This is a genomic window from Paenibacillus tritici, from assembly GCF_018207515.1.
GTDB lineage: Bacteria > Bacillota > Bacilli > Paenibacillales > Paenibacillaceae > Paenibacillus_AQ > Paenibacillus_AQ tritici.
On the sequence record NZ_CP073365.1, the window covers coordinates 6664335 to 6687485 of the forward strand.

Here is a 23151-nt window from a genome sequence, read left to right on the forward strand (position 1 = left end):
TCTTATGTAGTCGTCTATATTAATAAGCTAGAACAGCACATTTGAAACGCTCTCAATCCGTAAGTCCGAAACCCTGGGCTGCAGCTTGGGCAATCTGGTCAGCCATAAGTATCACCCGGTAGAGCGGAGTGGTCTGCAGGGTCCTGTATGGACGGGGACTGTTCACATCAACGATGGCTGCCAGGCTGTAATTCCCTACTGCCGGCAACAGCAACCCGACAGATTGTGCCGGACGCAGCGGCTGAGCTGCCGCAAAATAACAGCCCAGTGCCGCAGGCGGTCCCAGACACGCATCTACAGCGATAATAATCTGCCCTTCCGGGATTTCCGTTATCCGCTGTACCAGATTATCCGCATCACAGGGCGATGGCAGCGTTCCGGTTACATTCGGAAATCCGTATTCCAGCAGACGGCTTCCCGTCAAGGGTCCCAGAGCATCCCCTGTAGAGCGGTCCGTTCCGATACAGAGAAAGGTCAACTGCTCTGCGGAATACAATTCTGCGATCTCCCGAAAGAAGGAAGCCAGCCCAACGGCATCCATTTTACGTCTTTTTCTGCTCTCCTCTTCCCTAATGGCCAAGACCTTCTCCCCTCCTTAACCTGCCTGGATTGTTTCCCTATAATTTAACATGTTTGCGGGATGCGGACAAAAAAATGGTCTTTTGCGGGTCAACCATGTTAAAATACTGGAACTATGACTAAGGGAGGACGGTGATACCCAATGGATTTGTCGAAACCAAGCCAAGAGAACGTGGAATATATGATCGAAGGCATTAAAAACAAGCTAAAAATGGCCAGTGCCGCTGCGATGCAGGCCTCAGCTTTTTCGGTGGAGCAATACGAGGATATTCAGGATGTGTATGAGGTTGCCATGGGCAGCGACAGGCTCAGTATCTCACAGGTGGAGGCACTGGTCTCGGAGCTCGGACGTTTACGTAAAAAATAGAATAGAGCTGCCCGTACAAGTAGAACCGGCTACGGCATCTTTCACAAGAACGGTATCCGCTTCTGCAAGAAATGAATCCTTATCTTTTAAAAAAGCCCTTCTCTCCACCTGTCCGCAAGCGGACGGTGAAGAAGAAGGGCTTTTGTGTGCTGTACCTGCTCTGCTTCAGGACTGCTCTGCTCCCGGTATTTACGGAAGATCAATCAGGATGAATTCCGCATCGCCTTCGCTGCTTATGCCTTTAAGGGTCAGCTCACAGCTCTTGCGGATCCGCGCCGCATCCCCTTGCTGAAGCTGGAATACACCATCCGAGCACGCGATCTCCAGGTTCCCGGAGATCACATACAGGTGGGTGCGCCGCTCCTCCTGCTGCGGATAACGCAGCTCCCGGTTCTTCTGCAAAAGGGACAAATAGATGTTAACATCCTCGCCCAATTGAAGCGCACCTTGCGTTCCTTCCCCCGAGGCGACAGGCAGCAGGTGGTTGAGCTTAAGCTCTGGCGGGAAGAAGCGGGCATCCCACTTCGGCGTCTTTCCGGGACGGTCGGGCAGGAGCCAGATCTGCAGGAACCGGGCATTCGTGTGGGCCGACGGATTCGTCTCTGAATGGTTAATCCCTGTTCCTGCACTCATCATCTGTACACTGCCCGCCTGCAGATCTGCATGATTCCCCAGATCATCCTGATGCTTCAACACACCGGAAATCACATAGGTGATAATCTCCAGATCATGATGCGGGTGCTCATGCATTCCTTGCTCCGGCTTCAATTCATTGTCGTTATGAGCCAGCAGTGCGCCGAAATGGGCATTGCTGGGATCATCGTAATCGGCGAAGGAGAAGCTGAATTCACTGTGTATCCATTCTCTATTCGAAGTATGACGCTCGGCTGCTGTAACTACTTTAATCATGATTTTGCACCTCCATAGATGTTGGAAACCTATCCATATCCTTAATGTGGAATGAGTGCTCGTTAATATGAGATGTGTGTAGACGCTTTAATTAACTATCTCTTACCCCCTTCTTTTCTTCATCAATCAACTTTGTAAAGTCTCGAATTCTCTTAAATATGTATAGAAAAGACCCGTTTTGACCTGGATGCTCCCATATCCTCCGGCAATCTTTCCCAAGCTACTCCACTGTTTCAGCTCATAGCCCAACGTTTATATACGAAGTAAGATACTTCAGGCCAACCTGAATGTGAATGACAATTCTAATGAGGAGTGATTGATAATGAATACAGCAGAGAAAGAATATCCGGTTGAGAGCGGCGGCACATTTCTTAAAGGGATTTTCATCGGGGGGCTGCTTGGAGCAGCGGCTGCATTGTTATTCGCACCGAAGCCTGGACGGGAAATGCGCAGTGATCTGTCCGATAAGCTGACCGTTGCCACGGATAAGACCAGAGAAGTGGCCGGAGCTGTAACTGACAAGACTAAGAGTTTGGCTACAACCGTCAGTGAAAAAGCTACCGATCTGGCTGGCACTGTCTCCGCCAAGGCCTCCGACATCTTCACTACAGTAAGTGACAGCAAACAACAAATTGCAGCCACTCTGTCGGAAACAGGCAAAAAGATCGGCGAAACCGTAAGCGACGCTTCAAAGGATATATCAGGTCATGTCAAAGATGCTTCTGAAGATGTGTCTGTTGAAGCTAAGGATGCCTCCAAAGAGGTAGCCGACAAGGCGAAGGATGCTTCCAAAGAAGTAGCTGATGAGGCTAAGGACGCTAAAGAGGACGTTAAGTCAGCTTACAAAACCTCCTATTAAGCTCTGGGGTATCCGGCTGAATAGATAGCAAGAGAGCGGCCAGATCTTCCATAGCTGGCTGCTCTCTATTTATGTATGCCACCGTTGATGCAGTCTTATATTCTAATACAGCCTGTCTCAGGCTACAGAAAGCAGGTACGCCTTATGGGAGAAGCGGACAACAGAACCAAAGCTTATGAAGTTGATGAGCATCCCTTCGAGCTGCGGCATGAGGTCAAACGCTTGAATGCGAGGCTCGACAAGATCGCGGATTCGCTTGAGAAATCCGAATTCAAGGACATCCTTGAGAATTATACGGACCCCAAGAAGCGGATCATTACCAATCTGATGGCCGGGATCTCCAGAGGCCTCGGGCTGTCCCTGGGTACGTTTGTGATCCTCGGTCTGCTTGGCTATATTCTCAGTTTGTTTCTCGATGTGCCGGTTATCGGGGAATATCTTGCAGAAATCAAAAAGTATATTGATACCAACAGCTGATGCCATTTCCCGCGCATCCCTCCTGCAGCCTACTCCTACCGAATAGACTGTAGGAGGGATGTTGCTGTTTGTGCTGCCTTGGAACCAAAATAGGGCAAGCTCACTCCCGGTAGGGAATGAGCTTGCCCTGATTATATAATGGCATTGAACCTTAATAGGATGAATTAGCCATGATCTGCTTCAGCTTCTCGGTGGCGCGCTTCTGAATGCGCGAGACACTCATCTGCGAGACACCAAGCTTCTGGGCGATCGCCCGCTGGGATTGCCCGTCTTGGAAGGCCAGCAGCAGCACCTGCTGCTCCTGCTCCTTCAGCTGTCCCAGAGCCTGCTGGAGATCCATACGCTTCTCCACAGTCTCATAGTCATTGGCGTCTGAGCTGATCAATTCACCGAGCGTAGCTCCGCTCTCTTCCTGGGAGAGCGGTGAATCCAAGGAGACATAATGATAACATTCTCGGCCTGCCAGTACTTCCACCGTTTCTTCCACGGTCAGATCCAAGTAATGGGCGATCTCTTCAACCGCCGGAGAACGTTCGAGCCGAATGGTCAGTTCGTCAATGGCCTGCTGAACGAGTGCACCTTTTTCCTTAATCCGCCGCGGAACCTGTATGTACCAGGACTTATCACGCAGGAAGTTTTTCATATGTCCAATCATGCTTTTCATCGCGTAAGGCTCGAAGGGAATTCCTAAGCTGATGTCGTATTGCTGCAGCAGTCGGATCAGCGCCATTTGGCCCACCTGATACAGATCTTCATAGAGATCCGGACGGTTACGGGCAATTTTGCCGGCAGCCATCTTCACCATGGGTTCATATTTGCGGATGAGCACTGTTGCAATTTCGTTGTCTTTCGTCTGCTGGTATTCCCAGATCAGGCTTACTGCTTCATTCATGGACTCTGGGGGAGTCACTTTGTCACTCATACTTTCTCCTCGCTGAAATTGAGCCGTTTAGTCAGGGTAACGACCGTTCCTTTCCCTGCTTCACTAACGACGCTAACGTCATCCATCAGCGCCTGCATTAGATAGAATCCGAGTCCGCCTACCTGAACATCATTCAGCTCCTTGTCATGAAGCGTCAGACGTTCCCCGGACGCATCCAAACCGTCAAAGCTCTCCCCCTCATCTTTGACAGTAATGGATAAGACACTTGATCCTACCTCAAAGATTACATCAACCACACCGTCTGCCTGCCCGTAAGCATACAGCACGGAGTTATTACAGGCTTCCGAGACCGCTACCTTCATATCTTCAATGTCCTCATAAGTGAAACCCATCTTGGAGGCAATGCCATATAAATTAAGTCTGACGATATCGACATATTCTGCACTGGCGGGTAACTGAAGAACTACTCTTTGTACGTCATCACTCATTCTTAGTTCGATCCTTTCCTAGTGGGAATTCTCTTGGGGGGCAAAAAATTTGGAAATACCGGTCATATCAAACAGCTTCTGTATTTGCGGAGGAACTTCATCCACGGTAAATTTAACGTCCATTCCGTGTCTAGCTTTGAGGATCGACAACAAAATCCCGATACCAGTGCTGTCAATGTATCTCAGATCCTTAAGATTGATTACAAGGTCAAGCCCCGTATCGCCCACCAGAGGTTCCATGACCAAACGGAAATCAGGAGCCACAGATAAATCAAGCTCACCAATCAGATAAACGGTGCATACGGTGCCTACTGTTTCGGTTTTTGCGTGGAACTTTTCACTTTTATGTGTATTCATAGACAACTCTCCTGATAAATGTTTTCTTTACCAATAACCCTAATAGTATACTGTTGAAACAAGAAAAGGACTTCTCCGGCCATGGGAATTACTGGGTCAGGCATTAAAAAGCGAGGTATTCCGCTGGGTAGCAGGGTTATCCTGGCCTGAATATCTTGAGATAATTTGTTTGATGCTGCTCAGCTTGAGCGGCTTGCTGATATAGCCGTCCATCCCGGCAGCGCTGCAGCGGTTCTGGATGCCTTCCATGACATTGGCGGTCATCGCTATAATCACCGTCTTGTCAGGCGAGCCGCCAGTGTTCTCCCGGATTAGGGAAGTGGCTTCAAGCCCATCCATCACCGGCATCTGCAAATCCATGAAGATGAAATCATACGGTGATTGACGGGCCAGCTCTACGGCCTGGCGCCCATCCTCGGCAACATCGGCATGATACCCGAGCTTATCCAGCATACTTACCATCAGCCGCTGGTTAATCGGATGGTCATCCACCACAAGCACTCTGCTCCGGCATTCCTCATCCGGCTCCTTCGCTGTACTGTTCTCTTCCCGGCAGCTGCTCTCCAATTCATCCTCAGGCATAGTGGCCTGTATGGTGAATACAAAGGTAGCCCCCTTCTCTTCCATCGACTCCACACGGATATCTCCGCCCATCATGCCAACCAGAGATTTGCAGATGGCGAGACCCAGTCCCGTTCCCCCGTATTTGCGGGTCATGGATGAATCAAGCTGGGAGAAGGGCTGGAACAGCCGGTCACATTTCTCCGGTGAGATTCCAATGCCTGTATCCTTCACGGTAAATTCTACTACCAGTTTATTATCAGCGGTAGGCAGACTGGACGCAACTAAATATACGCCGCCATGGTTGGTAAATTTCACCGCATTGGCTACCAGATTGATTAATACCTGACGCAGACGGGCCATATCTCCATAGATAAGACGGGGCAGCTTCTGGTCGATGAAATAAGCCAGCTCCAGATTTTTTTTGCCGGCTTCGGCGGAAAACAGGCTGAATACCTCCTGAATGGTGGTGTGCAGCTCGAATAACTGTTCTTCCATTTCCATTTTGCCCGATTCCATCTTGGTGAAATCAAGGATATCATTAATCACCGTAATCAGGGTGTCCGCACTTTTACGGATAATTTCCGTATATTCCTTTTGCTCAGGAGCAAGCTCCGTCTCCATCAGAAGATCAATCATGCCCACTACCCCGTTCATCGGTGTACGGATCTCATGACTCATCATGGCAAGGAATTCGGTTTTGGCGTTGGCGGCAATCTCCGCCTCTTCCTTAGCCTTGACCAGCTCCCCGTTGATTCGTTCAAGCTCCTGTGTCTTTTGCTGGAGGAGCATCGCTTGAAGCTGCTGCTTCTTGCTGGTCAGATACAAATTAACAAAGCCTTCGATCTTGGACTTCAGAATCTGCGGGATAAAGGGTTTGACCATATAATCAATGGCACCGGCAGAATAACCTGCGAACAGATGCTCCGCCTCCTTGCTGTTGGCAGAGATAAAAATGATCGGAATATCCTTGGTTTTCTCTCTGGCTTTGATTAATTTGGCGGTTTCGATACCGTCCATACCCGGCATCTGAACGTCCAGAACGATCACGGCGAACTCATATTTCAATAAGCACCGCAGTGCTTCTTCACCAGAATTGGCTTTGACAAGCTTATAATGCTGACTCTCCAGCACTGCTTCCAGTGCCAGCAAATTCTCGGGACGGTCATCAACCAGCAGTATATGAATCGGTTCCTGAACCCCCATAGGCCCCTCCTTACCCGCTACTTATTCTTGCGGTATATTTTTTCTACCCTGTCCAGAGGCTCATAGCTGTCACTGTACCGTGTGAAATGAATGGATTCCTTGGAACCCAGGACCAGCACTCCGAACCGGCTGAGGCTCTCATGGAACAACCCATGCACATGATCGCGGAGCTCATCGTTGAAGTAGATCATTACATTGCGGCAAAAAATAACGTTAAATTCATTAAATGAAGTGTCTGTAGCCAGGTTATGCTCGGCAAATATAATGTTCTTGCGCAAGTATGGCTGCAGAATCACTGAATTATACTTCGCTGTATAATATTCCGAGAAAGCACGCGTGCCGCCTGCCTCAAGGTAATTCTTCGTGTATTGCTTCATCTTGCCGATCTCGTACACGCCTTCTTTGGCCTGCTGCAGAGAACGGGCGTTCATATCCGTCGCATAGATCCTCGCCTTGTCGTACAGACCTTCCTCATGCAGCATGATAGCCATGGAGTATACCTCTTCGCCTGTGGAACAGCCCGCATGCCAGATCCTGATATACGGATAGGTCCGCAAGAGCGGGATCACCTTCTGGCGGAACGTCAGGAACAGTCCGGGATCACGGAACATTTCCGTCACCGGAATCGAGAGGCTATACACAAACCGTTCGAAGCAGGCGCGGTCATGCAGCACTTTCTCCTGCAGCGCGGATATGGTGGGCACATTCTCAGCATGAACATGATGCCAGATACGCCGTTTCAGGGAAGGCAGCGCATAATTTCTGAAGTCATACCCATATAGACGGTGCACTCCGTCAAGAAGCAGTTCCATTTCAATCTGCTCAAGCTCCTGTTTGCTTCCCGGCGGAGTACTCTGCTCCTCATATCCGTGTTCCATAGCTGTCATGGTTATCAATGCTCCCTTGCCTGATGCTTTTTTGAGGACTAGGTCTTAATGGTACTGTATAGCTATTACCCCGAAATCACACTTACGAATACAACCAGACCCGCATTAACGAAAGAAGCTGATCCGTACTGATCGGTTTCTTCATATAATCGGAGGCTCCGGCCTCAATACACTTCGCCCGGTCCTCCTTCATCGCCTTGGCCGTAAGGGCTATAATCGGCAATTTCTGGTACTGCGGCATCTGCCGGATACGGCGCATGGCTTCATACCCGTCCATCTCCGGCATCATCATATCCATCAGCACCAGATCGAAATCATTCCGCTCGACAAGCATATCAATGGCCTCCCGGCCATTCTCGGCAAACTTCACTTCCATCTGGTATCCCTCAAGCACACTGGAGAGGGCAAAGACATTGCGGATATCGTCATCGACCAGCAGAATCTTCTTGCCGTCGAACAGTTCCTCTTTATTGTGCAGCTTTTGCAGAATTTTACGCTTATCTTCCGGTAAATTAGCCTCAACCCGGTGCAGGAACAGCGTGGTCTCATCCAGCAGGCGCTCCGGCGAGCGGACATCCTTAATAATAATCGACTCTGCATATTTGCGGAGTTGTGTTTCTTCTTTGCTGTCCAGATCCTTACCGGTATAAATAATAATCGGCAGATCATTCAGCTCTTCATCATCACGGATCTGATCCAGCAGCTCGAAGCCGGTCATATCGCCCAGCATGAGGTCAAGGACCATACAGTCATACCTTTGCTTCCGCAGCTCGCTTAGAGCCTCATGGCCCGTTGAAACGGCGGTAATGGCAACATCATCATGTCCGATAAGCTCCATAATGGAACGGCGCTGAATGTCGTCGTCCTCTACGATCAGCAGATGCTTCAAGGTGCTTGCCGTATAATTCTCAATCTGCGAGAATGCCCGGTCCAGCGCTTCGCGGGAAGAAGGCTTTCTTAGATAGGCCATCGCCCCCATCATCAGCCCCTGCTTGATCTCGTCATTCACAGAAATCACATGCACAGGGATATGGCGGGTGTGGGAAGCGCTCTTCAGTTCTCTGAGGATCGACCAGCCGTCGATGACCGGCAGCTGAATGTCGAGAATAATCGCGTCCGGGAGATAGGTCTTGGCCATTTGCAGGCCTATATCTCCCTGCAGGGCCACCAGTGCTTTGAAGCCGCGCCCGCGGGCCATACCCAGCAGTATTTTGGCAAAGCTCTCATCATCTTCGATAATTAGCAGCACCTTATCGCCGCTCTCCAGTGACTCACGGTCATCTTCAACAATCACAGGGACCGGAGGTGTTGGTGCGATATCTCCGGACACCTCCCATGGCAACGCCTCCCTGTACTGCTCAAGCGCCGCTGCCTCTCCGGCAGGCGCAGCTTCTATGGCTCCCGGCAGCAGGCTGAAGTTCCCCTTGATTGGCAGGTACAAGGTGAATTGGCTGCCTTGCCCTTCCCTAGACTCCAGTCCGATAGCCCCGCCCATCAGACGGGCTAATTCGCGGCTGATCGACAACCCAAGCCCGGTGCCGCCATATTTGCGGCTGGTCGTTCCGTCAACCTGCTGGAAGGCCTCGAAGACAATATCGGTCTTGTCGGACGGAATACCAATTCCGCTGTCTTTGACTGATATCGCAATATAATCATATTCATGAGGCAGGTAAGAGGGCAGATATTTGCCCTCCGCACGGCTGACAGAGAATTCCACATAACCTTCGCTGGTGAACTTGAAGGCGTTGGACAACAGATTGCGCAGGATCTGCTTCAGCCTGTGTGCGTCGGTATACACACTGTCCGGCAGCGGCTCTTCGAACGAGAGGCGCAGAGACAGTCCCTTTTGGCTGGCCAGCGGAGCGAAATTCTGCTTCACGAAGGTTTTCAGCTCTGTCAGCGGAATTTCCTCTTGATTCAGCTCCATCTTGCCGGCATCCACCTTGGACAGATCGAGGATCTCATCAATCATCTTGAGCAGATCCGCACCCGACATGTAGATGGTATGGGCGAACTCCACCTGCTTGTCACTGAGGTTGCCTTCTTTATTCTCCGTGAGGAGCTGTGAAAGAATCAACAGGCTGTTAAGCGGGGTCCGCAGCTCATGGGACATGTTGGCGAGGAACTCGGATTTGTATTTGCTGGTCACCGCAAGCTGCATCGCCTGCTTCTCAAGCTGGACGCGGGCATGTTCAATCTCATCCTTCTTCTCTTCAACCTCCTGCACCTGGTCCTGCAGGGCACGGGTCTTGGAGACCAGCTCTGTGTTGTAGTGCTCGAGTTCTCCCTGCTGCCGCTGCAGCAGCTCCTCGGAACGCTTCAGGGCATCTGTCTGCTCCTCCAGATTCTCATTGGAACGGCGCAGTTCCTCCTGCTGGGTCTGCAGCTCCTCCGACTGGCACTGTAATTCTTCGGTGAGGGCCTGCGATTCCCGCAGCAATTCTTCAACCACAAGCCTGCGGCTGATATTGTTCAGAATGATCCCCAGATTATTCGACAGCTGATTCAGCAGTTCATTCTGCAGCACCGAGAACGGGGTGAAGGAAGCGAATTCGACCACACCCAGCAGCTCATCCTCGAATAACAGCGGATGGATGGAAATATAGCCCGGATGCGATTCCCCGAACCCCGAGGACACGGAAATGTAGTTATCCGGCGCCTCGGTCAGCTTAATCGGCAGCTTATCCAAAGCGGCCTGGCCGACCAGCCCCTGCCCGATCTCGAAGCTCTCCTTCGGATGAACGCCTTCCTCACCGGCATAGAATGCACTGCTGACCAGCAGGTTCGGGTTGTCCTGACTCTTCAGATAAAGGGCACCATACTGGGCTCCCAGCACAGGAGTGAATTCACTGATAAAGGTCTGGGAGACCTGATCCAGCGAGCTGACACCGCGCAGCAGCTCCGTGACCCGGGCTATATTGGCATTCAGCCAGGCCTGATCGCTCTGGGCCTGGGCGTAGGACCGCTCGAGCTGCTGCTTCTGCTCGATATCTTCGGCCATCCGCTGGAACACCCGGGCTACGTCACCAATCTCATCCTTGGACTTCACCTTGATCCGGCGGATGGCCCGCATTTTGCCGTTGCCGAAGCTCGTAATCATCATGGAGACAACGCTAAGGCCGCGCGTGATACTTGGGATTACCCACAGAATCACACCCAGCCCGAGCAGCAGTCCCAGCACCATAATGAGGGTTACCATTTGAATCGATCTTTCGGAAGCACTCTGGGCATTGGCAGTCTCTTCTGTCATGCGGAAGGCATTGTAATCTGACAGGACATTCAGGCTGTTCAGCACCTCGTCCTGAATATCCTGTCCTTCTGTGTTGCGGTAGGAATTAGCATTCTGAAAGAACCCGGCGCTCAGCAGCTCCAGGACCTTATCCTGATATTTCAGATAAGCGGAATAGGAGTTCTCGATGCGTGATAACATCTGCAGCTCCTCCGCAGTCTTCAATGAGCTCTTAATGTTCGCCAGATGCTCATCAGCCTTGAGAACCTTACTCTCAATTTGGTCCTTCTGGGATTCCACCGACACCGTGTCTGCGTTAAGCATCGAGGTCGTCAAGATCCGGGCCATATCATTCACTTCGCCGCGAAGCCCCGAGGAGGCGCGTCCCTTGGTATATCTCTCCTGGTAGCTGTCAAGCTGGCCGCTCATATAATGCAGCCTGTCATAGCCGATCATGGTAAGGGCCAGCATAATGGCCAGCATCGCACTGAACCCGATTAGCAGTTTCGCCTTAATCTTCATTGCCTATCTGTTCCTTTCTTCATAGAGATCCATACCAGACATTTATCATCATCACGGTCCGAATTGACAGGTTCGCTCAGGAAGGCAGCGCGCATAACCTCTTCCTGCCAGTCATGAGTGGCATTCAGATGCCCGATCATGAACTTCAGCTGGTCCTCCTGCTCTCCCTCCACCATCTCCAGGAGACCATCCGTAAACAGCACCAAATGGCCTTCCTCTTCATAGCTCAGGCTCTGCTGCTGGATATCAATCCGGTCAAACAGCCCAACAGGGTGGCAGTTGCTCTCCAGCAGAACGGGCGTCTTAGCCTCTCCTTCAAAGAACAGTGCCGGCGGATGCCCGGCATTCACATAGTTAATCCGCTTCATCCGGGTATCAATCACCAGATAGATGGCCGTGAAATAATACTGGACCAGCTGCTTCTCAATATATAGCTGGTTAAAGCGCCTGTTGAGCTCCTGAATTACCTTCTCGGGTTCAACATAGGTAGTCACGGTATCCTTCAGGACGGAGGCCAGGAACATGCAAAATAAAGAGGAAGAAATGCCGTGCCCCATCATATCCAGCAGAATAACAGCATAACGCCCTTCCCCGAGCGGATACCAGGCATACAGATCCCCGGCCAGCTCGAAGGAAGGCTGATAAATGGCATGTACCTCCAGGGTGTCCTCGGTAAGCGGCAGACTAAGCACTGCATTCTGTACCAGGGCTGCCAGCTTCAATTCATCCTGGATACGCTGATCCCGCTCCTTATGCCAATCCTTCTCGCGCTTGAGCCGCAGCGCCAGGCGGATACGGGCCATCAGCTCGACCTTGTTAATCGGTTTGGTAACATAATCGACCGCTCCGGCATCCAGCGCCTCTGCAAGCTTCTTCGAGTCTCCTACGGCAGTAACCATAATGATAGGAATATCCTTGAGATGCTCGTATTGCTGCACCACACGGCAGGCTTCAATTCCATCCATCTCGGGCATCATCATATCAAGCAGAATCAGATCCACATCGGACGGCCTTGGCGGCTCTGCCCCAGCCTCTGTACTGACACCCAGCAGTTTTAACATATCTTTAGCGGACGAAGCCGTTATAAAGTTTCGGTAATCTTCTTTTTTGAGGATTTCACGGATAATGATTACATTGGTAGGATTGTCATCTACGATTAGAATTCTCAAGTCTTCCTCACCTCACCTAATTAATATATCTATCATACGATATTTAAACGGCCTGTTACCAACTCACTAGATATTGGAACAAATCAGGTCCCGTCTTCAACAAAGTAACCTCCAGCCCCACTATCATCTAGTGGGACTGGAGGTTACGCTATTGGACTATAGAGCTCACACAAGCTGAGCGGAAATTACTGCGGGTTTCTTTTGGCAATAACCAGAACCTTGCCTGAATCAAGCTCTTTCTCATAAAATGCCGCCTCTGCACTGCTGAAGCCCAGCGACGTAATCTTGGAACGCAGCGCATCGCCGCGGGAACGGAAGAGGTTCGCGATCGCGCCAAATAACCCTTCTTCAGTTAACCCGACCTCATTGACATCAGCAGCATCCACGATACGGCCTTCGCGGTCTTCATCGTGACTGATCACATAAAGATCATCTTTGGTGTAGCCGCTGCTCTGCAGCCGTTTCACTTCTTCTATGGCCTGAACACCATTCTCCAGCAGCTTGGCATAGGCCTGTGTACCGGTTGAATCCATGAAATCACTCTCCTTGATCTTATAATTAAGAGGGCAAAGCAGTTGAAAGATGACTGAGCATTCATTAACCGGATCTGCCCTTCTTGAAACAGCCTTAGAAGGAATTCCCGTCAAACAAATCAAGCCCGTTCCATTCCCCACTATCCATATTGCGGTAGATTTTGAGCGCGGCTGTTCCTCTTATATAAACATCGCCGTCCTCGGCTTCAAAATCGGGAGCCCCCAGTATGTCCTGCACATTCATCGTCTGCGGGTTCAACTGCCGGTCATTGAGCTTCAGACCATATTGCTCAGCCTGGGAGGGTGAAGCATGTACATAGAGGACAACGCCGCCGCAGACTCCCGCTGAGACGTCGGCATATTGATACTCCAGGCAATCGGCCCAGGGATCGGGAGCAATCTGCAGCGGAGTACCTTTGGTCCGCAGCAGCGAATCTTCCGGCATATATAAGCTGATGCCGGACAAGGAATCGAAGCTGCTTATGTAGGAATCGGTACTGAGGTTATGCCCGAAGGCAAATGTGACCGGGAGCTGTACGGAAGTATAAGGTTCGGCAGGGATAGTCTCATCTTGCGGCGGTGCAGATATGAAGGGAGACAGCAGACTTAGCAAGAGAATAACCATTTTCATGTGTGTTCCCGCCTTTCATAAGCTGAAGTTGCCCTCGGCATGAGCCCTGCCGTATCTCATTACAATAGATTAAGGACGGAATTTCTGCCAGATTGCTGCTGCAGCATCCACGCTTTTGAGCGCTGTTGCTATTTTGCCCTTGGACTTGCTTGCGTTCACTGCCTCATAGGATTGAACGGTTCTCTCTTCGGCTGGCGTTAGCGGCGCTTCGGCAATGGATACCGATTTCGCCTTGTCCTTCAGCTCACGCGATTTACGGAATTTCTCAATGACAGTTACAGATACCTGCTTCACGGTCAATGTCAGCTCATTCATCACATCGCCCAGATTCTTCACAGAATCAACGATCGGGTCAATCTTCTGAATTTTGCTCTGGACATCGGCCGTGATGTCATTGGCGTGTCTGACGGTTGTTTTCACTTCATACGTCAGCTCATCAATAGTCTTCTGAACTTCCTGCAGAGTCTGACTGACCTTGTCGAGGGATTCCTTCGCTGACTTCAAGGTTTTGATTAAGAAGAATACGAGTACTGCGAATGCTACAGCAACAAGTGCTACGCTAAGTTCAATGATCATTTCCATAACCCCTTCCAAAATGTCTAAATTGTCGGTGTGCTCTGCCTGATACTGCATAGTTACCCTTACCGAATTCGGCCGAAACAAAGGGTCAAGCCCCTGGAATCCTCCTTTCGCTCTGCCTGTTTCAAATGGATAAGCATCGTTTAAACAATGACTACATCAACACACAGAAAGGATGACATCTCATGCTAAGATGGTCAATAATTCTGCTGGTAGTTGCGCTGATTGCCGGTATCTTCGGATTCTTCAATATTGTGGCGGCGGCTGTCGGGATCGCCAAGGTATTGTTCTACATCTTCCTGATCCTCTTTGTGGTTTCGCTCTTCATGGGGCGCAGGGGACGTTCAATGTAAACAACCTTCTTAATGAAAAGAACCCTACCGTTTGCTGACTGTAACCAGGTAGTATCGTCAGGCCCGGAGGCTTCCGCCTGGAAGCCTCCGGGCCTGCTGCTGTTCAAATCTGTTGTTATAGCGCTGTTAGAAGCTGTTCATCCCGGCAGAACACAAAGAAAAAATAAATTTATTTCTAACAATGGTTCATTCGATGCAATTTATGTTTACATCCTTATTAGCACAGTGCAAACATAGAAAATCACACCAACAACAATACCAGGAGGAATCATCAATGAAAAAATTAGCCAGTTTAACAGTAGCAATGGGTCTTATGGCTTCCATAGCAGCTACAGCTTCCGCCGCCGAGGTGACAACAGGTACAACAGACACTACTAAAACCACTTCTTCTGATGCAGTAACTACTGTAACAGGAGCCACTTACCTGAACCCGGCTGACCCGGTAATTACACCAGCAGATGTCAAACCTGCGACTCCTCAGATCATTCTAACAAAAATCACAGCATTCCACCTTACTATGGGAAGCATGGCAACTCCTGCTGGCTGGCTGAGTGCACAGACAGTCGATACTACAGGTGTGATTATGAAAGACGCTATGGGTAACGAATGGAGAGAAGTATATACTTGGCTGGGCAAAGCTTGGATCAAGGTTCCTTCCTCCGCTTATATCATCACTCCATAAGCTACTTACACATATGAGTCATAGCTGCTCATTCGCTGCAGCTATGACTCAACGGATATATCATACCATAAGGCCCGTGGACGTTAGTCCAAACGGCCTTTTTTTTGTGTTCATATTCATAGAAAAAGGGTTATCCCTTCAGTAGAATCTTCTACTGAAGGGATAACCCCGCAAAACACCCGCACTCGTTCACCCGTCACAAACTTGTACTGCCTGTCGCTTCTTCCTGCCCTAGCTATATAATTAGCGGATGACCGAGCCTCCGTAAAGGAAACGATTCATCCATGAAGCGCTTAATTTGTCTACCCTTACGCCGCCGGAGCTTACAGAGTAGGTGTGTAACAGCTGTCCGTCACCCAAATACATGGCTACATGCGTAATTCTTGCCGCAGACTTGTCAATCCCCGTGTATGCAGAGGACGAACTCCCTTTATAATCCATGAAGAACATTAAATCGCCGCGCTTCAGGCCTGCAATATCCGTTACGGCTGTGTTATTCTGCTTCACCCAATCCCCCTGCTGCCGGGAATCGGCAGGCAGCTTCAAATTCGCTGCATCCATAAAGATCTGGCGGATGAAATCAGAGCAGTCGAAGGTCCTGGTATCATTCCGGCTGGAGCCGAATTCATACGGTGTCCCCAAGTAACCCATACCCGCTGAGATTACACGCTCAATTGCAGCAGTCTGGTCCCCCCCGGCCGTTGGTACAGGCACAGGCGCAAGCGTAGGTACCGGCGTCGGTGTTGGCACTGGTGCCGGTGTTGGAACCGGCACAGGTGCAGGAGCAGGCGTTGAGATACCCGCCGCAGCAATGTACTGCTTGTCCGAGCTCGTATAACCGACCAGACCCGCGGCGGTTCTTATTTTGTACCAATAGCTGTTCGTAGCTTCAAGGATGGTAACCTGGTCATTCTTATATAAGTATCCCATAATCGTGCCGCTTGAGGAAGGGGTCTCCCGAAGACGGACTGTGGCCTGGATAACTGCGGTCTGAGATGCAGGGGCGGAAGCCGTAACCACACGGATGTAGGAATCTCCCGAGCTGGTATAACCGGTGGTCCCCTCTGCTGTTCTTACTTTGTACCAATAGCTGCCTGCGGCCTCCAGAATAACAACCTGGTCACCTTTACTCAGATATTTCAGGACCTTGCCATCGGTAGAAGGATCTGTACGCAGCCGGACGGAGGTTTGAATGATGCCTGTCTGTCCGGCAGACGCCGCCAAAGACGTAATAGAAGAATCCGATGCAGCCAAAGCCTGCTCCGGACTGAACACTCCCAAGGATAATGCCAGTGATGCAGAAACCCATAATGATGCTGTAAATTTCTTAGGTGATACGATCATAGCGTTCCCCCGCTTAGCGTATTAAGAAATTCAACAACGGCGCGCGCTACGTTTGTTGCTTTCTGCCCTCATTATAGGCTTACCCGGGATTTGGAACATGCTCCAAATTTCACAAAAAACCTTTCCATCTTATGGTAACATGCAGGTCTATAGTCTCGATTTCTCCTTGGATTTGGTGGAAATTACAGCTAACTAGGAGAAATTAAGGAATGGCTTAGTCCTTGGGTTCGACATGAACCTGCACATGCATGATGTTATGCAGCTTGCTCATCCGCTCTTCAATGGAGTCACTAATCTCATGTCCCTCCATAACTGTCATCCGGGCATCCACCTCCACCACCACATCCACCAGCACATGATTGCCGTGTACCCGGGCTTTCAGATCCTTGATGCCCTCCACTCCCGGTGTCCGGGCAATCGTACTTCTCAGATCCAGCAGCTTATCTTCATCGAATCCGTCGGTCAGGCGGTACGTGGAATCACGGAAAATATCCCAGGCCGTCTTGGAGATCAGCAATCCGACCCCGATCGCAGCAACCGAATCAATCCACGGCAGTCCAAATTGCGCACCTGCAATCCCTATCGCCGCCCCCACACTAACAATGGCATCCGAGAAATTATCCTTGGCTGCAGCCATCAGCGCATGATTATTGATCCGCTTCGCCAGACGCTTGTTATATATATATACCCCCATCATCGCCACGGCACACACCAGCGCAACTCCAGCCGACCAGAGCTGGGGTACAGCCTTGCTGCCTTCAAACAAAGAGCGCACCGCTTCCACGATAACCTGGATGCCGACCAGCGCCATAATAAAAGAAGCCATCAGCGCGGCAACCGTCTCGGCCCGGAAATGCCCGTAGGTATGATCGGAATCCGGCGGCTTCCGCGAGATGCGCAGACCGATCAGCACGGCAAGCGAGGCCACGATATCGGTTAAATTGTTGAAGCCGTCTGCCAGGAGTGCACTGGAAGCGAATAAGTAGCCGCAGACCAGCTTGAAGGCAGACAGAACCAGATAAGCAGCAATACTGACCATCGCACCCTTTTCACCCTTGCGTATATCCTCATAAATATCGGTCATTTTCTGCCGTCCCCTCCCCATCCTTTGCCGCATAAGTTACAGGAAAACTTTCTTTGAGTTATTCTTGCCCTTGTAGCAGCATTTAAAAACAATTAGAATAAGGAATAAGGACTTGCTGCCTAAGGGGGTAACATAATGAGCGAGAACAATGAGAAACCAAAAATTAATTTGGCCGATGCGATCCGCCAGAAGCTGGAGCAGAAGAAACAACATGCTTCGGGTAAACCGGGGTCAACATTCCAGGCCGGCTCCGCGAAACCGTTGAAAAGCCAGAACAACAAGAAGCCTAATAATCAGCGGCGCAGGACTGGCGGTTCCTAAAACCTGTATATTTGAACATAAACGGCTGCGTTATCCCTTCGGGGACGACGCAGCCGTTTGCTTATGCCTTCATTGCCGTTCATTCTATCTATCTCTGGTTCTTATACCTCTACCGGATACATCCGGGTACGCATTTCCTTGATCTCCGGGTTCTCCAGATACTCGTCATAACTCATCGTACGGTCAATGATTCCAGCCGGTGTAATCTCGATGATACGGTTGGCAATCGTCTGAATGAACTGATGGTCATGGGAGGTGAACAGAATGGTGCCGTCAAAGTCGATCAAACCGTTATTGAGCGCGGTGATCGACTCCAGATCCAAGTGGTTGGTCGGCTCGTCGAAGACAAGCACGTTCGCCCCGTTCAGCATCATCTTGGCCAGCATACAACGGACCTTCTCGCCCCCGGACAATACACTCGCCTTCTTCAGTGCTTCTTCACCGGCAAACAGCATCCGGCCCAGGAATCCGCGCAGGAAGGTTTCGTCCTGATCCTTGGAATACTGGCGCAGCCATTCGACCAGGTTCATATTCACACCATCGAAGTAGCGGGAGTTATCCTTAGGGAAATAAGCCTGGGTGGTTGTAACTCCCCAGGTATACTCACCGGCATCGGCTTCCTGCTCTCCCATAATCACATCGAACAGCAGAGATTTGGGCTGGGAATACGGGCCGACAAAAGCGATCTTATCGCCTTTGTTCACTACAAAGCTGACTTCATCCAGTACCTTCTCGCCGTCCACCGACTTGGTCAGACTGCTGATCGTAAGCAGCTGCTTGCCGGCTTCACGCTCAGGCTTGAAGTTCAGGAACGGATATTTACGGTTGGATGGACGGATATCGTCCAGAGTAATCTTCTCAAGCTGCTTCTTACGGGAAGTGGCCTGCTTCGATTTGGAAGCATTGGCGGAGAAGCGCTGAATGAAGGCTTGCAGCTCCTTCATCTTCTCTTCCTTCTTCTTGTTCGAGTCGCGCTGCAGAGCCTGGGCCAGCTGGCTGGACTCATACCAGAAGTCGTAGTTGCCGACGTACATCTGGATTTTGCCGAAATCAATATCCGCAATATGCGTACAGACCTTGTTCAGGAAGTGACGGTCATGGGATACCACGATAACGGTGCCTTCGTAGTCCATAAGGAAATTCTCCAGCCAGCCGATGGATTCGAGATCCAAATGGTTGGTAGGCTCATCGAGCAGCAGGTTGTTCGGACGTCCGAACAGGGCTTGCGCAAGCAGTACCCGGACCTTCTCGTTGCCGCTGAGTTCGGCCATTTTTTTGTCATGCATTTCACGCATAATACCCAGTCCGATCAGCATGGCTGCTGCGTCCGGCTCGGCGTCCCAGCCGTTCAGCTCAGCGAATTCGCCTTCCAGCTCACCGGCACGAAGTCCGTCGGCTTCGGTGAAGTCGCTTTTTGCGTACAGGGCGTCCTTTTCCTTCATAATTTCATACAGGCGGGTATGGCCCATGATTACCGTTTCCAGTACCTGGAATTCATCATACTCGAAATGGTTCTGTTTGAGTACGGCTAGACGTTCACCGGGTGTGATATGCACATCGCCGATGTTCGCTTCGATCTCTCCGGACAGAATTTTCAAAAAGGTCGATTTGCCGGCGCCGTTCGCGCCAATCAGACCATAGCAGTTGCCGGGTGTGAATTTTATGTTTACATCCTCAAATAGTGCGCGTTTTCCGTAGCGGAGTGTTATACCGCTTGTGCTAATCATTAAGCATTACCATCCTTTTCACTTAGGTTCCGGCTCATTATAGCATAAAATCAAGGCAAATGGCCCGTAATTGTAGCCCTTTAAGGGGCATCTTTGCCCTTTTCCAGGCAAATATCTTATCAAGTGGAAACAACTTTGCCGTCCTTTTAAGGAAGGCACTGTTTCAGCGAGAAATAGAAGGATAAGTTATCGTGTGAAACATATAATTTCTTATATTTTTAAGTAGAAGGGTTATGCGGGACTTCTCCCGGTCAGCCGCCGGCAGTTATTGTCCAGGCGGGCGCTCTTCGGGATGCACCACCAGGGTCTCCCCATAACCTAATGTACGGATACGTTCCTCGCTGATCCCCTGCTGCACCCTCGCCTGCTCCATCCGGTCCAGCGCTTCCCGGGCGGTGTCATCAGCCAGCCTGAACGTTCCGAAATGCATGGGAATCATAAGCTCTGCGCCTACATCTATGAATGCCTGCACCGCTTCCTCGGGATTCACATGCTGCGAGTTCATGAACCATTCCGGTTCATAGGCCCCGATCGGCATCAGTGCGACATGCAGCTTGAAGCGGCTGCCGATCTCCTTGAAGCCCGGGAAGAAGCCGCTGTCCCCGGCAAAATACAGGTTCGGCGGAAGCTTGCGCTGTCCCTTGCCTTCTTCGCCCTCCGGATGCTTCTGCGGATCTGCCGGCTGAAGCACATAACCGCCCCAGTGAGAGGAATTGGTATCAAAGGGCGTCCGCCGGGTCCAGTGCTGGGTCGGGACGAATGTCAGTTTGACGGCACCGAGCGTAAGCTCCTGCCACCACTGCATCTCCAGGCAGTCCGGGAACCCTTTGCGGACCATTTTGCGCTTCAGTCCTTCCGGGACCACAAGGGTCGTCGTTCCTGCCCGGTACAACTGGCGGATGGAAGCGATGTGCAGGTGGTCATAATGGGAATGGGAGATCAGAATCAGATCAATGGGCGGAATCTCGCCAATGGGTATCCCCGGCAGACCGATCCGCTTCTCAAACCCCAGCCTCCGCGCCCAGATCGGATCGGTGATGATATTAAGACCTTCATATTGCAGAAAAAAAGTGGAGTGCCCGATCCACGTGATCGTTGTCTCCAGCCGGTTCCCGGCCAGATATTCCAGCCGCGGCGGATGATTCGGCACTTTATAGGTATAATCCTTCTTCTTCCGGCGGCGTTCCTCACGCCATTGGCGGAATTCCTTAAGCGTTTTATCGGTGCTGACATTGTCGATGTTGTTGTAACGTATTCTTGCCATAGTGGAACCACTCCTTAATTCACTTAACTTAACTATAGAGTTCCGCAATGTCATTTGCAAAAATCCCGAGGGGGTGCAGGCGCGTACCGATGTGTAATGCTACTACTTACAAATGTTACCCATTTCGCTCAGGAGGAAACGTATGCGGGAAACGAAAGCAGATTTATTATTTAGAATCCTGCCCATAATACAACATTCTCTTCCTGATCTTGGATCAAACCTTAGATTGATGCACGAAAAGCAGCATTGTTACACCTTCAATCGGCATAGCAGCGGAAAATGTTGTATTTCGTACAGGAAAGCTCCCGGATACCGAGATATCGGAAAGGTAAAGTTGCCATACGTGCAACAACAGTTCAAGCAGTCACCGGATTTCCACCGCTTAATGTGGTTCAAAATCAAGAAATTTGGGGCTGGGCAGCAGCCGGAGGTCCAAATGTTCACAGCAGTGACGATGAAGGTTCAAGTTTAAAGCTTAAGAGCGTCATATTTAAATATTTTAAATTTTAGCGGCTTCCAGCCCCTGCCCCTTTGTATTCACCTGCTCAAATGATGTAAAATGCGGGTAATGCGAACGGTATCTATGCTATTCATAAAAAGGAGCTGACGTATGAAGATTACATTTATTGAACCGACTCCGAGTCCAAATACAATGAAGCTTCATCTGGACGAGAGCCTTACGCCCGGCATCCGCCGGACTTATACCCCGGAAACCCTGCGCTCCGCCCCTTCCTGGGCGCAGGATATGCTGAACATTCCGGGTGTCACCAGTATTTATCATGCCGCCGACTTCGCCGCACTGGAGCGCAAGGGCAGTGCAGACTGGGCGGCGATTCTGCGCGAGGTGCAGAGCCGCTTCGGCGCGGATGGCCTAAGCGCGGAATACAGTCTCGGCGATGAGAATGACGGCGCCCACTTCGGGGAGGCCCAGGTATTCGTACAGATGTTCCGCGGCATCCCGATCCAGATCCGCGTGAAGACCGGCGCGAAGGAAGAGCGCATCGCCTTGTCCAGCCGCTTCACCCAGGCGGTGACCGATGTGGCCAGCGCCGTGATGATCAAGGAGCGCAAGCTCACCGATTACGGCGTACGCTACGGCGAGCCGCCGGAGATTGCCCGCGAGGTCGAGCAGGAGCTGGAGGCGGCGTATCCGCAGGAACGCCTCGACTCCCTCGTGCAGCAGGCCATCGCGCACGGGGCAGCCGGCGAGTTCGTCGAGCAGCGGCACAAGAAAGAGCAGGCCGAGCTGCTGCGGGACCTGCAGGACGAGGATTGGCGCGTGCGCTACGCCGCGCTGGAGGATCTGGCGCCGGGCGAGGAGCTCCTGCCGGAGCTGCGTACGGCGCTGCACGACCCCAAGCTGCAAATCCGCAGATTGGCTGTCGTGTACCTGGGCGACATCCGCACGCCCGGGGCGATGGAGCTGCTCTATGAGGCGATGCAGGATCGCGCCCCGGCTGTGCGGCGCACGGCCGGGGACACGCTCTCCGACATCGGCGACCCGGCGGCGACGCCGGTGATGACAGCGTCGCTGACGGACGCCAGCAAGCTGGTGCGCTGGCGGGCGGCACGCTTCCTGTATGAGGTCGGGACAGCCGAAGCGCAGGAAGCCCTTGCCCTTGTGGCGGAAGACCCTGAATTCGAGGTGGGGCTGCAGGCCAAGATGGCACTGGAGCGGATTCTGTCCGGCGAGGAAGCGGCGGGCACCGTCTGGCAGCAGATGTCGGAGCGCAGACGGACCTGAGCTAAGCCTGGTGTATTTTGTCATTGCCTGGATAGCCGGATTGCATTATACTGATTCCTGTTGTTCATATCGTTCAAAGATAGCCTCATCATACCTAGGATGAGGTAGAGGTCGCGGATAGGAAGAGTAAGCGCGTGGAGATGCCTAAGAGCCATCGGTGATACGTGCCCAAAGGAATATCCGCCGAAATCGTCACTGCAGCTCTTAGTGTAGCAGTAACGATTGGGGCCGTTAGCCGAAAGGCGCGGAACTGTCACTGTGCGTATTGCCTGTCAGGAGACTGCGGGAAACGCACGGTGTTGCGCTATCTTAACAGGGAGTATGATGCGGAGCCTATATTCAGGAAACCGCAGCTCATTCTGCGGTTTTTTTGCGTGCAGCTTGCCGGTTGGAAGA

Annotated in this window: 24 protein-coding genes and 1 riboswitch; of the genes, 8 read left to right on the forward strand and 16 right to left on the reverse strand. The window is 51.3% G+C overall.

The window, feature by feature from the left end; translation table 11 throughout:
• Positions 1–52 precede the first annotated feature (52 nt).
• The gene (gene yyaC, locus KDC22_RS28630; protein WP_246553075.1) at positions 53–580 is read right to left on the reverse strand and encodes a spore protease YyaC; all 528 of its coding nucleotides are present in this window, start codon (positions 578–580) and stop codon (positions 53–55) included.
• A 141-nt stretch (positions 581–721) separates the two neighbouring features.
• Between yyaC and KDC22_RS28635 the strand changes: the two genes are divergently transcribed.
• Positions 722–946 (forward strand): DUF1128 domain-containing protein, encoded by a 225-nt coding sequence (locus KDC22_RS28635; protein ID WP_173139705.1) that lies wholly within the window; start codon positions 722–724, stop codon positions 944–946.
• Between the two features lie 189 nt (positions 947–1135).
• On the opposite strand, the gene KDC22_RS28640 is transcribed toward KDC22_RS28635, so the two are convergent.
• Positions 1136–1855, reverse strand: a complete 720-nt coding sequence (locus KDC22_RS28640) for a pirin family protein (protein WP_173139707.1) — start codon at positions 1853–1855, stop codon at positions 1136–1138.
• Positions 1856–2177: 322 nt separating this feature from the next.
• Between KDC22_RS28640 and KDC22_RS28645 the strand changes: the two genes are divergently transcribed.
• The gene (locus KDC22_RS28645; RefSeq protein WP_173139709.1) at positions 2178–2714 is read left to right on the forward strand and encodes a YtxH domain-containing protein; all 537 of its coding nucleotides are present in this window, start codon (positions 2178–2180) and stop codon (positions 2712–2714) included.
• Positions 2715–2858: 144 nt separating this feature from the next.
• Positions 2859–3191 carry a DUF5665 domain-containing protein gene (locus tag KDC22_RS28650; RefSeq protein ID WP_173139711.1) on the forward strand — a complete coding sequence of 111 codons (333 nt, stop codon included), beginning with the start codon at positions 2859–2861 and terminating at the stop codon, positions 3189–3191.
• Positions 3192–3342: 151 nt separating this feature from the next.
• On the opposite strand, the gene KDC22_RS28655 is transcribed toward KDC22_RS28650, so the two are convergent.
• The 10 genes from KDC22_RS28655 to KDC22_RS28700 all read right to left on the reverse strand — a co-directional run bounded on the left by KDC22_RS28655 (position 3343) and on the right by KDC22_RS28700 (position 14233).
• Complete coding sequence (locus KDC22_RS28655) at positions 3343–4113, reverse strand: sigma-70 family RNA polymerase sigma factor (RefSeq protein ID WP_173139713.1); 771 nt, start codon at positions 4111–4113, stop codon at positions 3343–3345.
• Positions 4110–4562, reverse strand: coding sequence for an anti-sigma B factor RsbW (gene rsbW / locus KDC22_RS28660; RefSeq protein ID WP_173139715.1), 453 nt, complete (start codon positions 4560–4562; stop codon positions 4110–4112). The genes KDC22_RS28655 and rsbW overlap by 4 nt, the downstream gene beginning before the upstream one ends.
• A gap of 18 nt (positions 4563–4580) precedes the next feature.
• Positions 4581–4919, reverse strand: coding sequence for an STAS domain-containing protein (locus KDC22_RS28665; RefSeq protein WP_173139717.1), 339 nt, complete (start codon positions 4917–4919; stop codon positions 4581–4583).
• Positions 4920–5015: 96 nt separating this feature from the next.
• Entirely contained in the window at positions 5016–6686 is a 1671-nt protein-coding gene (locus KDC22_RS28670) for a response regulator (RefSeq protein ID WP_211721162.1), read from the reverse strand.
• Between the two features lie 17 nt (positions 6687–6703).
• On the reverse strand, positions 6704–7573 hold the full coding sequence (locus KDC22_RS28675) for a CheR family methyltransferase (protein WP_173139721.1): 870 nt from the start codon (positions 7571–7573) through the stop codon (positions 6704–6706).
• 82 nt (positions 7574–7655) lie between these two features.
• Positions 7656–11324 (reverse strand): response regulator, encoded by a 3669-nt coding sequence (locus KDC22_RS28680; RefSeq protein ID WP_211721163.1) that lies wholly within the window; start codon positions 11322–11324, stop codon positions 7656–7658.
• Positions 11321–12493, reverse strand: coding sequence for a SpoIIE family protein phosphatase (locus KDC22_RS28685; RefSeq protein WP_211721164.1), 1173 nt, complete (start codon positions 12491–12493; stop codon positions 11321–11323). Before KDC22_RS28685 ends, KDC22_RS28680 begins: the two co-directional genes overlap by 4 nt.
• A gap of 185 nt (positions 12494–12678) precedes the next feature.
• Positions 12679–13026: a YflT domain-containing protein gene (locus KDC22_RS28690; RefSeq protein WP_211721165.1), complete on the reverse strand. Its 348-nt coding sequence runs from the start codon at positions 13024–13026 to the stop codon at positions 12679–12681.
• A 94-nt stretch (positions 13027–13120) separates the two neighbouring features.
• A complete protein-coding gene (locus tag KDC22_RS28695) occupies positions 13121–13657 on the reverse strand; it encodes a hypothetical protein (protein WP_211721166.1) in 537 nt (178 codons plus the stop codon).
• Between the two features lie 69 nt (positions 13658–13726).
• A complete protein-coding gene (locus tag KDC22_RS28700; RefSeq protein WP_173139731.1) occupies positions 13727–14233 on the reverse strand; it encodes a DUF948 domain-containing protein in 507 nt (168 codons plus the stop codon).
• A gap of 188 nt (positions 14234–14421) precedes the next feature.
• On the opposite strand from KDC22_RS28700, the gene KDC22_RS28705 reads away from it, so the two are divergent.
• Both KDC22_RS28705 and KDC22_RS28710 read left to right on the forward strand, forming a co-directional pair.
• Entirely contained in the window at positions 14422–14589 is a 168-nt protein-coding gene (locus tag KDC22_RS28705; RefSeq protein ID WP_036694965.1) for a DUF1328 domain-containing protein, read from the forward strand.
• Positions 14590–14863: 274 nt separating this feature from the next.
• Positions 14864–15271, forward strand: a complete 408-nt coding sequence (locus tag KDC22_RS28710; protein WP_211721167.1) for a hypothetical protein — start codon at positions 14864–14866, stop codon at positions 15269–15271.
• 243 nt (positions 15272–15514) lie between these two features.
• Here KDC22_RS28710 and KDC22_RS28715 read toward each other — a convergent pair whose 3' ends face one another.
• A complete protein-coding gene (locus KDC22_RS28715; protein ID WP_211721168.1) occupies positions 15515–16615 on the reverse strand; it encodes a C40 family peptidase in 1101 nt (366 codons plus the stop codon).
• Positions 16616–16829: 214 nt separating this feature from the next.
• Entirely contained in the window at positions 16830–17699 is an 870-nt protein-coding gene (locus KDC22_RS28720) for a cation diffusion facilitator family transporter (protein ID WP_173139737.1), read from the reverse strand.
• Positions 17700–17834: 135 nt separating this feature from the next.
• Between KDC22_RS28720 and KDC22_RS28725 the strand changes: the two genes are divergently transcribed.
• Positions 17835–18020 carry a hypothetical protein gene (locus tag KDC22_RS28725; protein ID WP_036694961.1) on the forward strand — a complete coding sequence of 62 codons (186 nt, stop codon included), beginning with the start codon at positions 17835–17837 and terminating at the stop codon, positions 18018–18020.
• 101 nt (positions 18021–18121) lie between these two features.
• On the opposite strand, the gene KDC22_RS28730 is transcribed toward KDC22_RS28725, so the two are convergent.
• Positions 18122–19747, reverse strand: a complete 1626-nt coding sequence (locus KDC22_RS28730; RefSeq protein WP_211721169.1) for an ABC-F family ATP-binding cassette domain-containing protein — start codon at positions 19745–19747, stop codon at positions 18122–18124.
• A gap of 265 nt (positions 19748–20012) precedes the next feature.
• On the reverse strand, positions 20013–21011 hold the full coding sequence (locus KDC22_RS28735) for an MBL fold metallo-hydrolase (RefSeq protein ID WP_173139741.1): 999 nt from the start codon (positions 21009–21011) through the stop codon (positions 20013–20015).
• A gap of 142 nt (positions 21012–21153) precedes the next feature.
• Between KDC22_RS28735 and KDC22_RS28740 the strand changes: the two genes are divergently transcribed.
• Complete coding sequence (locus tag KDC22_RS28740) at positions 21154–21483, forward strand: hypothetical protein (protein ID WP_211721170.1); 330 nt, start codon at positions 21154–21156, stop codon at positions 21481–21483.
• Between the two features lie 138 nt (positions 21484–21621).
• The gene (locus KDC22_RS28745) at positions 21622–22755 is read left to right on the forward strand and encodes a conserved virulence factor C family protein (protein ID WP_211721171.1); all 1134 of its coding nucleotides are present in this window, start codon (positions 21622–21624) and stop codon (positions 22753–22755) included.
• Positions 22756–22852: 97 nt separating this feature from the next.
• Positions 22853–23070: riboswitch (Lysine riboswitch) on the forward strand.
• The last annotated feature ends 81 nt before the right edge of the window (positions 23071–23151 follow it).

What these genes read in the sequence shown, in the direction of transcription:
- KDC22_RS28745 (WP_211721171.1), top strand. Translation starts at nt 21,622, where the DNA reads ATGAAGATTACATTTATTGAACCGACTCCGAGTCCAAATACAATGAAG.
- KDC22_RS28665 (WP_173139717.1), bottom strand. Translation starts at nt 4,919, where the DNA reads ATGAATACACATAAAAGTGAAAAGTTCCACGCAAAAACCGAAACAGTA.
- KDC22_RS28715 (WP_211721168.1), bottom strand. Translation starts at nt 16,615, where the DNA reads ATGATCGTATCACCTAAGAAATTTACAGCATCATTATGGGTTTCTGCA.
- KDC22_RS28650 (WP_173139711.1), top strand. Translation starts at nt 2,859, where the DNA reads ATGGGAGAAGCGGACAACAGAACCAAAGCTTATGAAGTTGATGAGCAT.
- KDC22_RS28720 (WP_173139737.1), bottom strand. Translation starts at nt 17,699, where the DNA reads ATGACCGATATTTATGAGGATATACGCAAGGGTGAAAAGGGTGCGATG.
- KDC22_RS28655 (WP_173139713.1), bottom strand. Translation starts at nt 4,113, where the DNA reads ATGAGTGACAAAGTGACTCCCCCAGAGTCCATGAATGAAGCAGTAAGC.
- KDC22_RS28690 (WP_211721165.1), bottom strand. Translation starts at nt 13,026, where the DNA reads ATGGATTCAACCGGTACACAGGCCTATGCCAAGCTGCTGGAGAATGGT.
- KDC22_RS28735 (WP_173139741.1), bottom strand. Translation starts at nt 21,011, where the DNA reads ATGGCAAGAATACGTTACAACAACATCGACAATGTCAGCACCGATAAA.
- KDC22_RS28700 (WP_173139731.1), bottom strand. Translation starts at nt 14,233, where the DNA reads ATGATCATTGAACTTAGCGTAGCACTTGTTGCTGTAGCATTCGCAGTA.
- KDC22_RS28645 (WP_173139709.1), top strand. Translation starts at nt 2,178, where the DNA reads ATGAATACAGCAGAGAAAGAATATCCGGTTGAGAGCGGCGGCACATTT.
- KDC22_RS28695 (WP_211721166.1), bottom strand. Translation starts at nt 13,657, where the DNA reads ATGAAAATGGTTATTCTCTTGCTAAGTCTGCTGTCTCCCTTCATATCT.
- rsbW (WP_173139715.1), bottom strand. Translation starts at nt 4,562, where the DNA reads ATGAGTGATGACGTACAAAGAGTAGTTCTTCAGTTACCCGCCAGTGCA.
- KDC22_RS28670 (WP_211721162.1), bottom strand. Translation starts at nt 6,686, where the DNA reads ATGGGGGTTCAGGAACCGATTCATATACTGCTGGTTGATGACCGTCCC.
- KDC22_RS28740 (WP_211721170.1), top strand. Translation starts at nt 21,154, where the DNA reads ATGCGGGAAACGAAAGCAGATTTATTATTTAGAATCCTGCCCATAATA.
- KDC22_RS28680 (WP_211721163.1), bottom strand. Translation starts at nt 11,324, where the DNA reads ATGAAGATTAAGGCGAAACTGCTAATCGGGTTCAGTGCGATGCTGGCC.
- KDC22_RS28710 (WP_211721167.1), top strand. Translation starts at nt 14,864, where the DNA reads ATGAAAAAATTAGCCAGTTTAACAGTAGCAATGGGTCTTATGGCTTCC.
- KDC22_RS28725 (WP_036694961.1), top strand. Translation starts at nt 17,835, where the DNA reads ATGAGCGAGAACAATGAGAAACCAAAAATTAATTTGGCCGATGCGATC.
- KDC22_RS28675 (WP_173139721.1), bottom strand. Translation starts at nt 7,573, where the DNA reads ATGACAGCTATGGAACACGGATATGAGGAGCAGAGTACTCCGCCGGGA.
- KDC22_RS28705 (WP_036694965.1), top strand. Translation starts at nt 14,422, where the DNA reads ATGCTAAGATGGTCAATAATTCTGCTGGTAGTTGCGCTGATTGCCGGT.
- KDC22_RS28730 (WP_211721169.1), bottom strand. Translation starts at nt 19,747, where the DNA reads ATGATTAGCACAAGCGGTATAACACTCCGCTACGGAAAACGCGCACTA.
- KDC22_RS28640 (WP_173139707.1), bottom strand. Translation starts at nt 1,855, where the DNA reads ATGATTAAAGTAGTTACAGCAGCCGAGCGTCATACTTCGAATAGAGAA.
- KDC22_RS28635 (WP_173139705.1), top strand. Translation starts at nt 722, where the DNA reads ATGGATTTGTCGAAACCAAGCCAAGAGAACGTGGAATATATGATCGAA.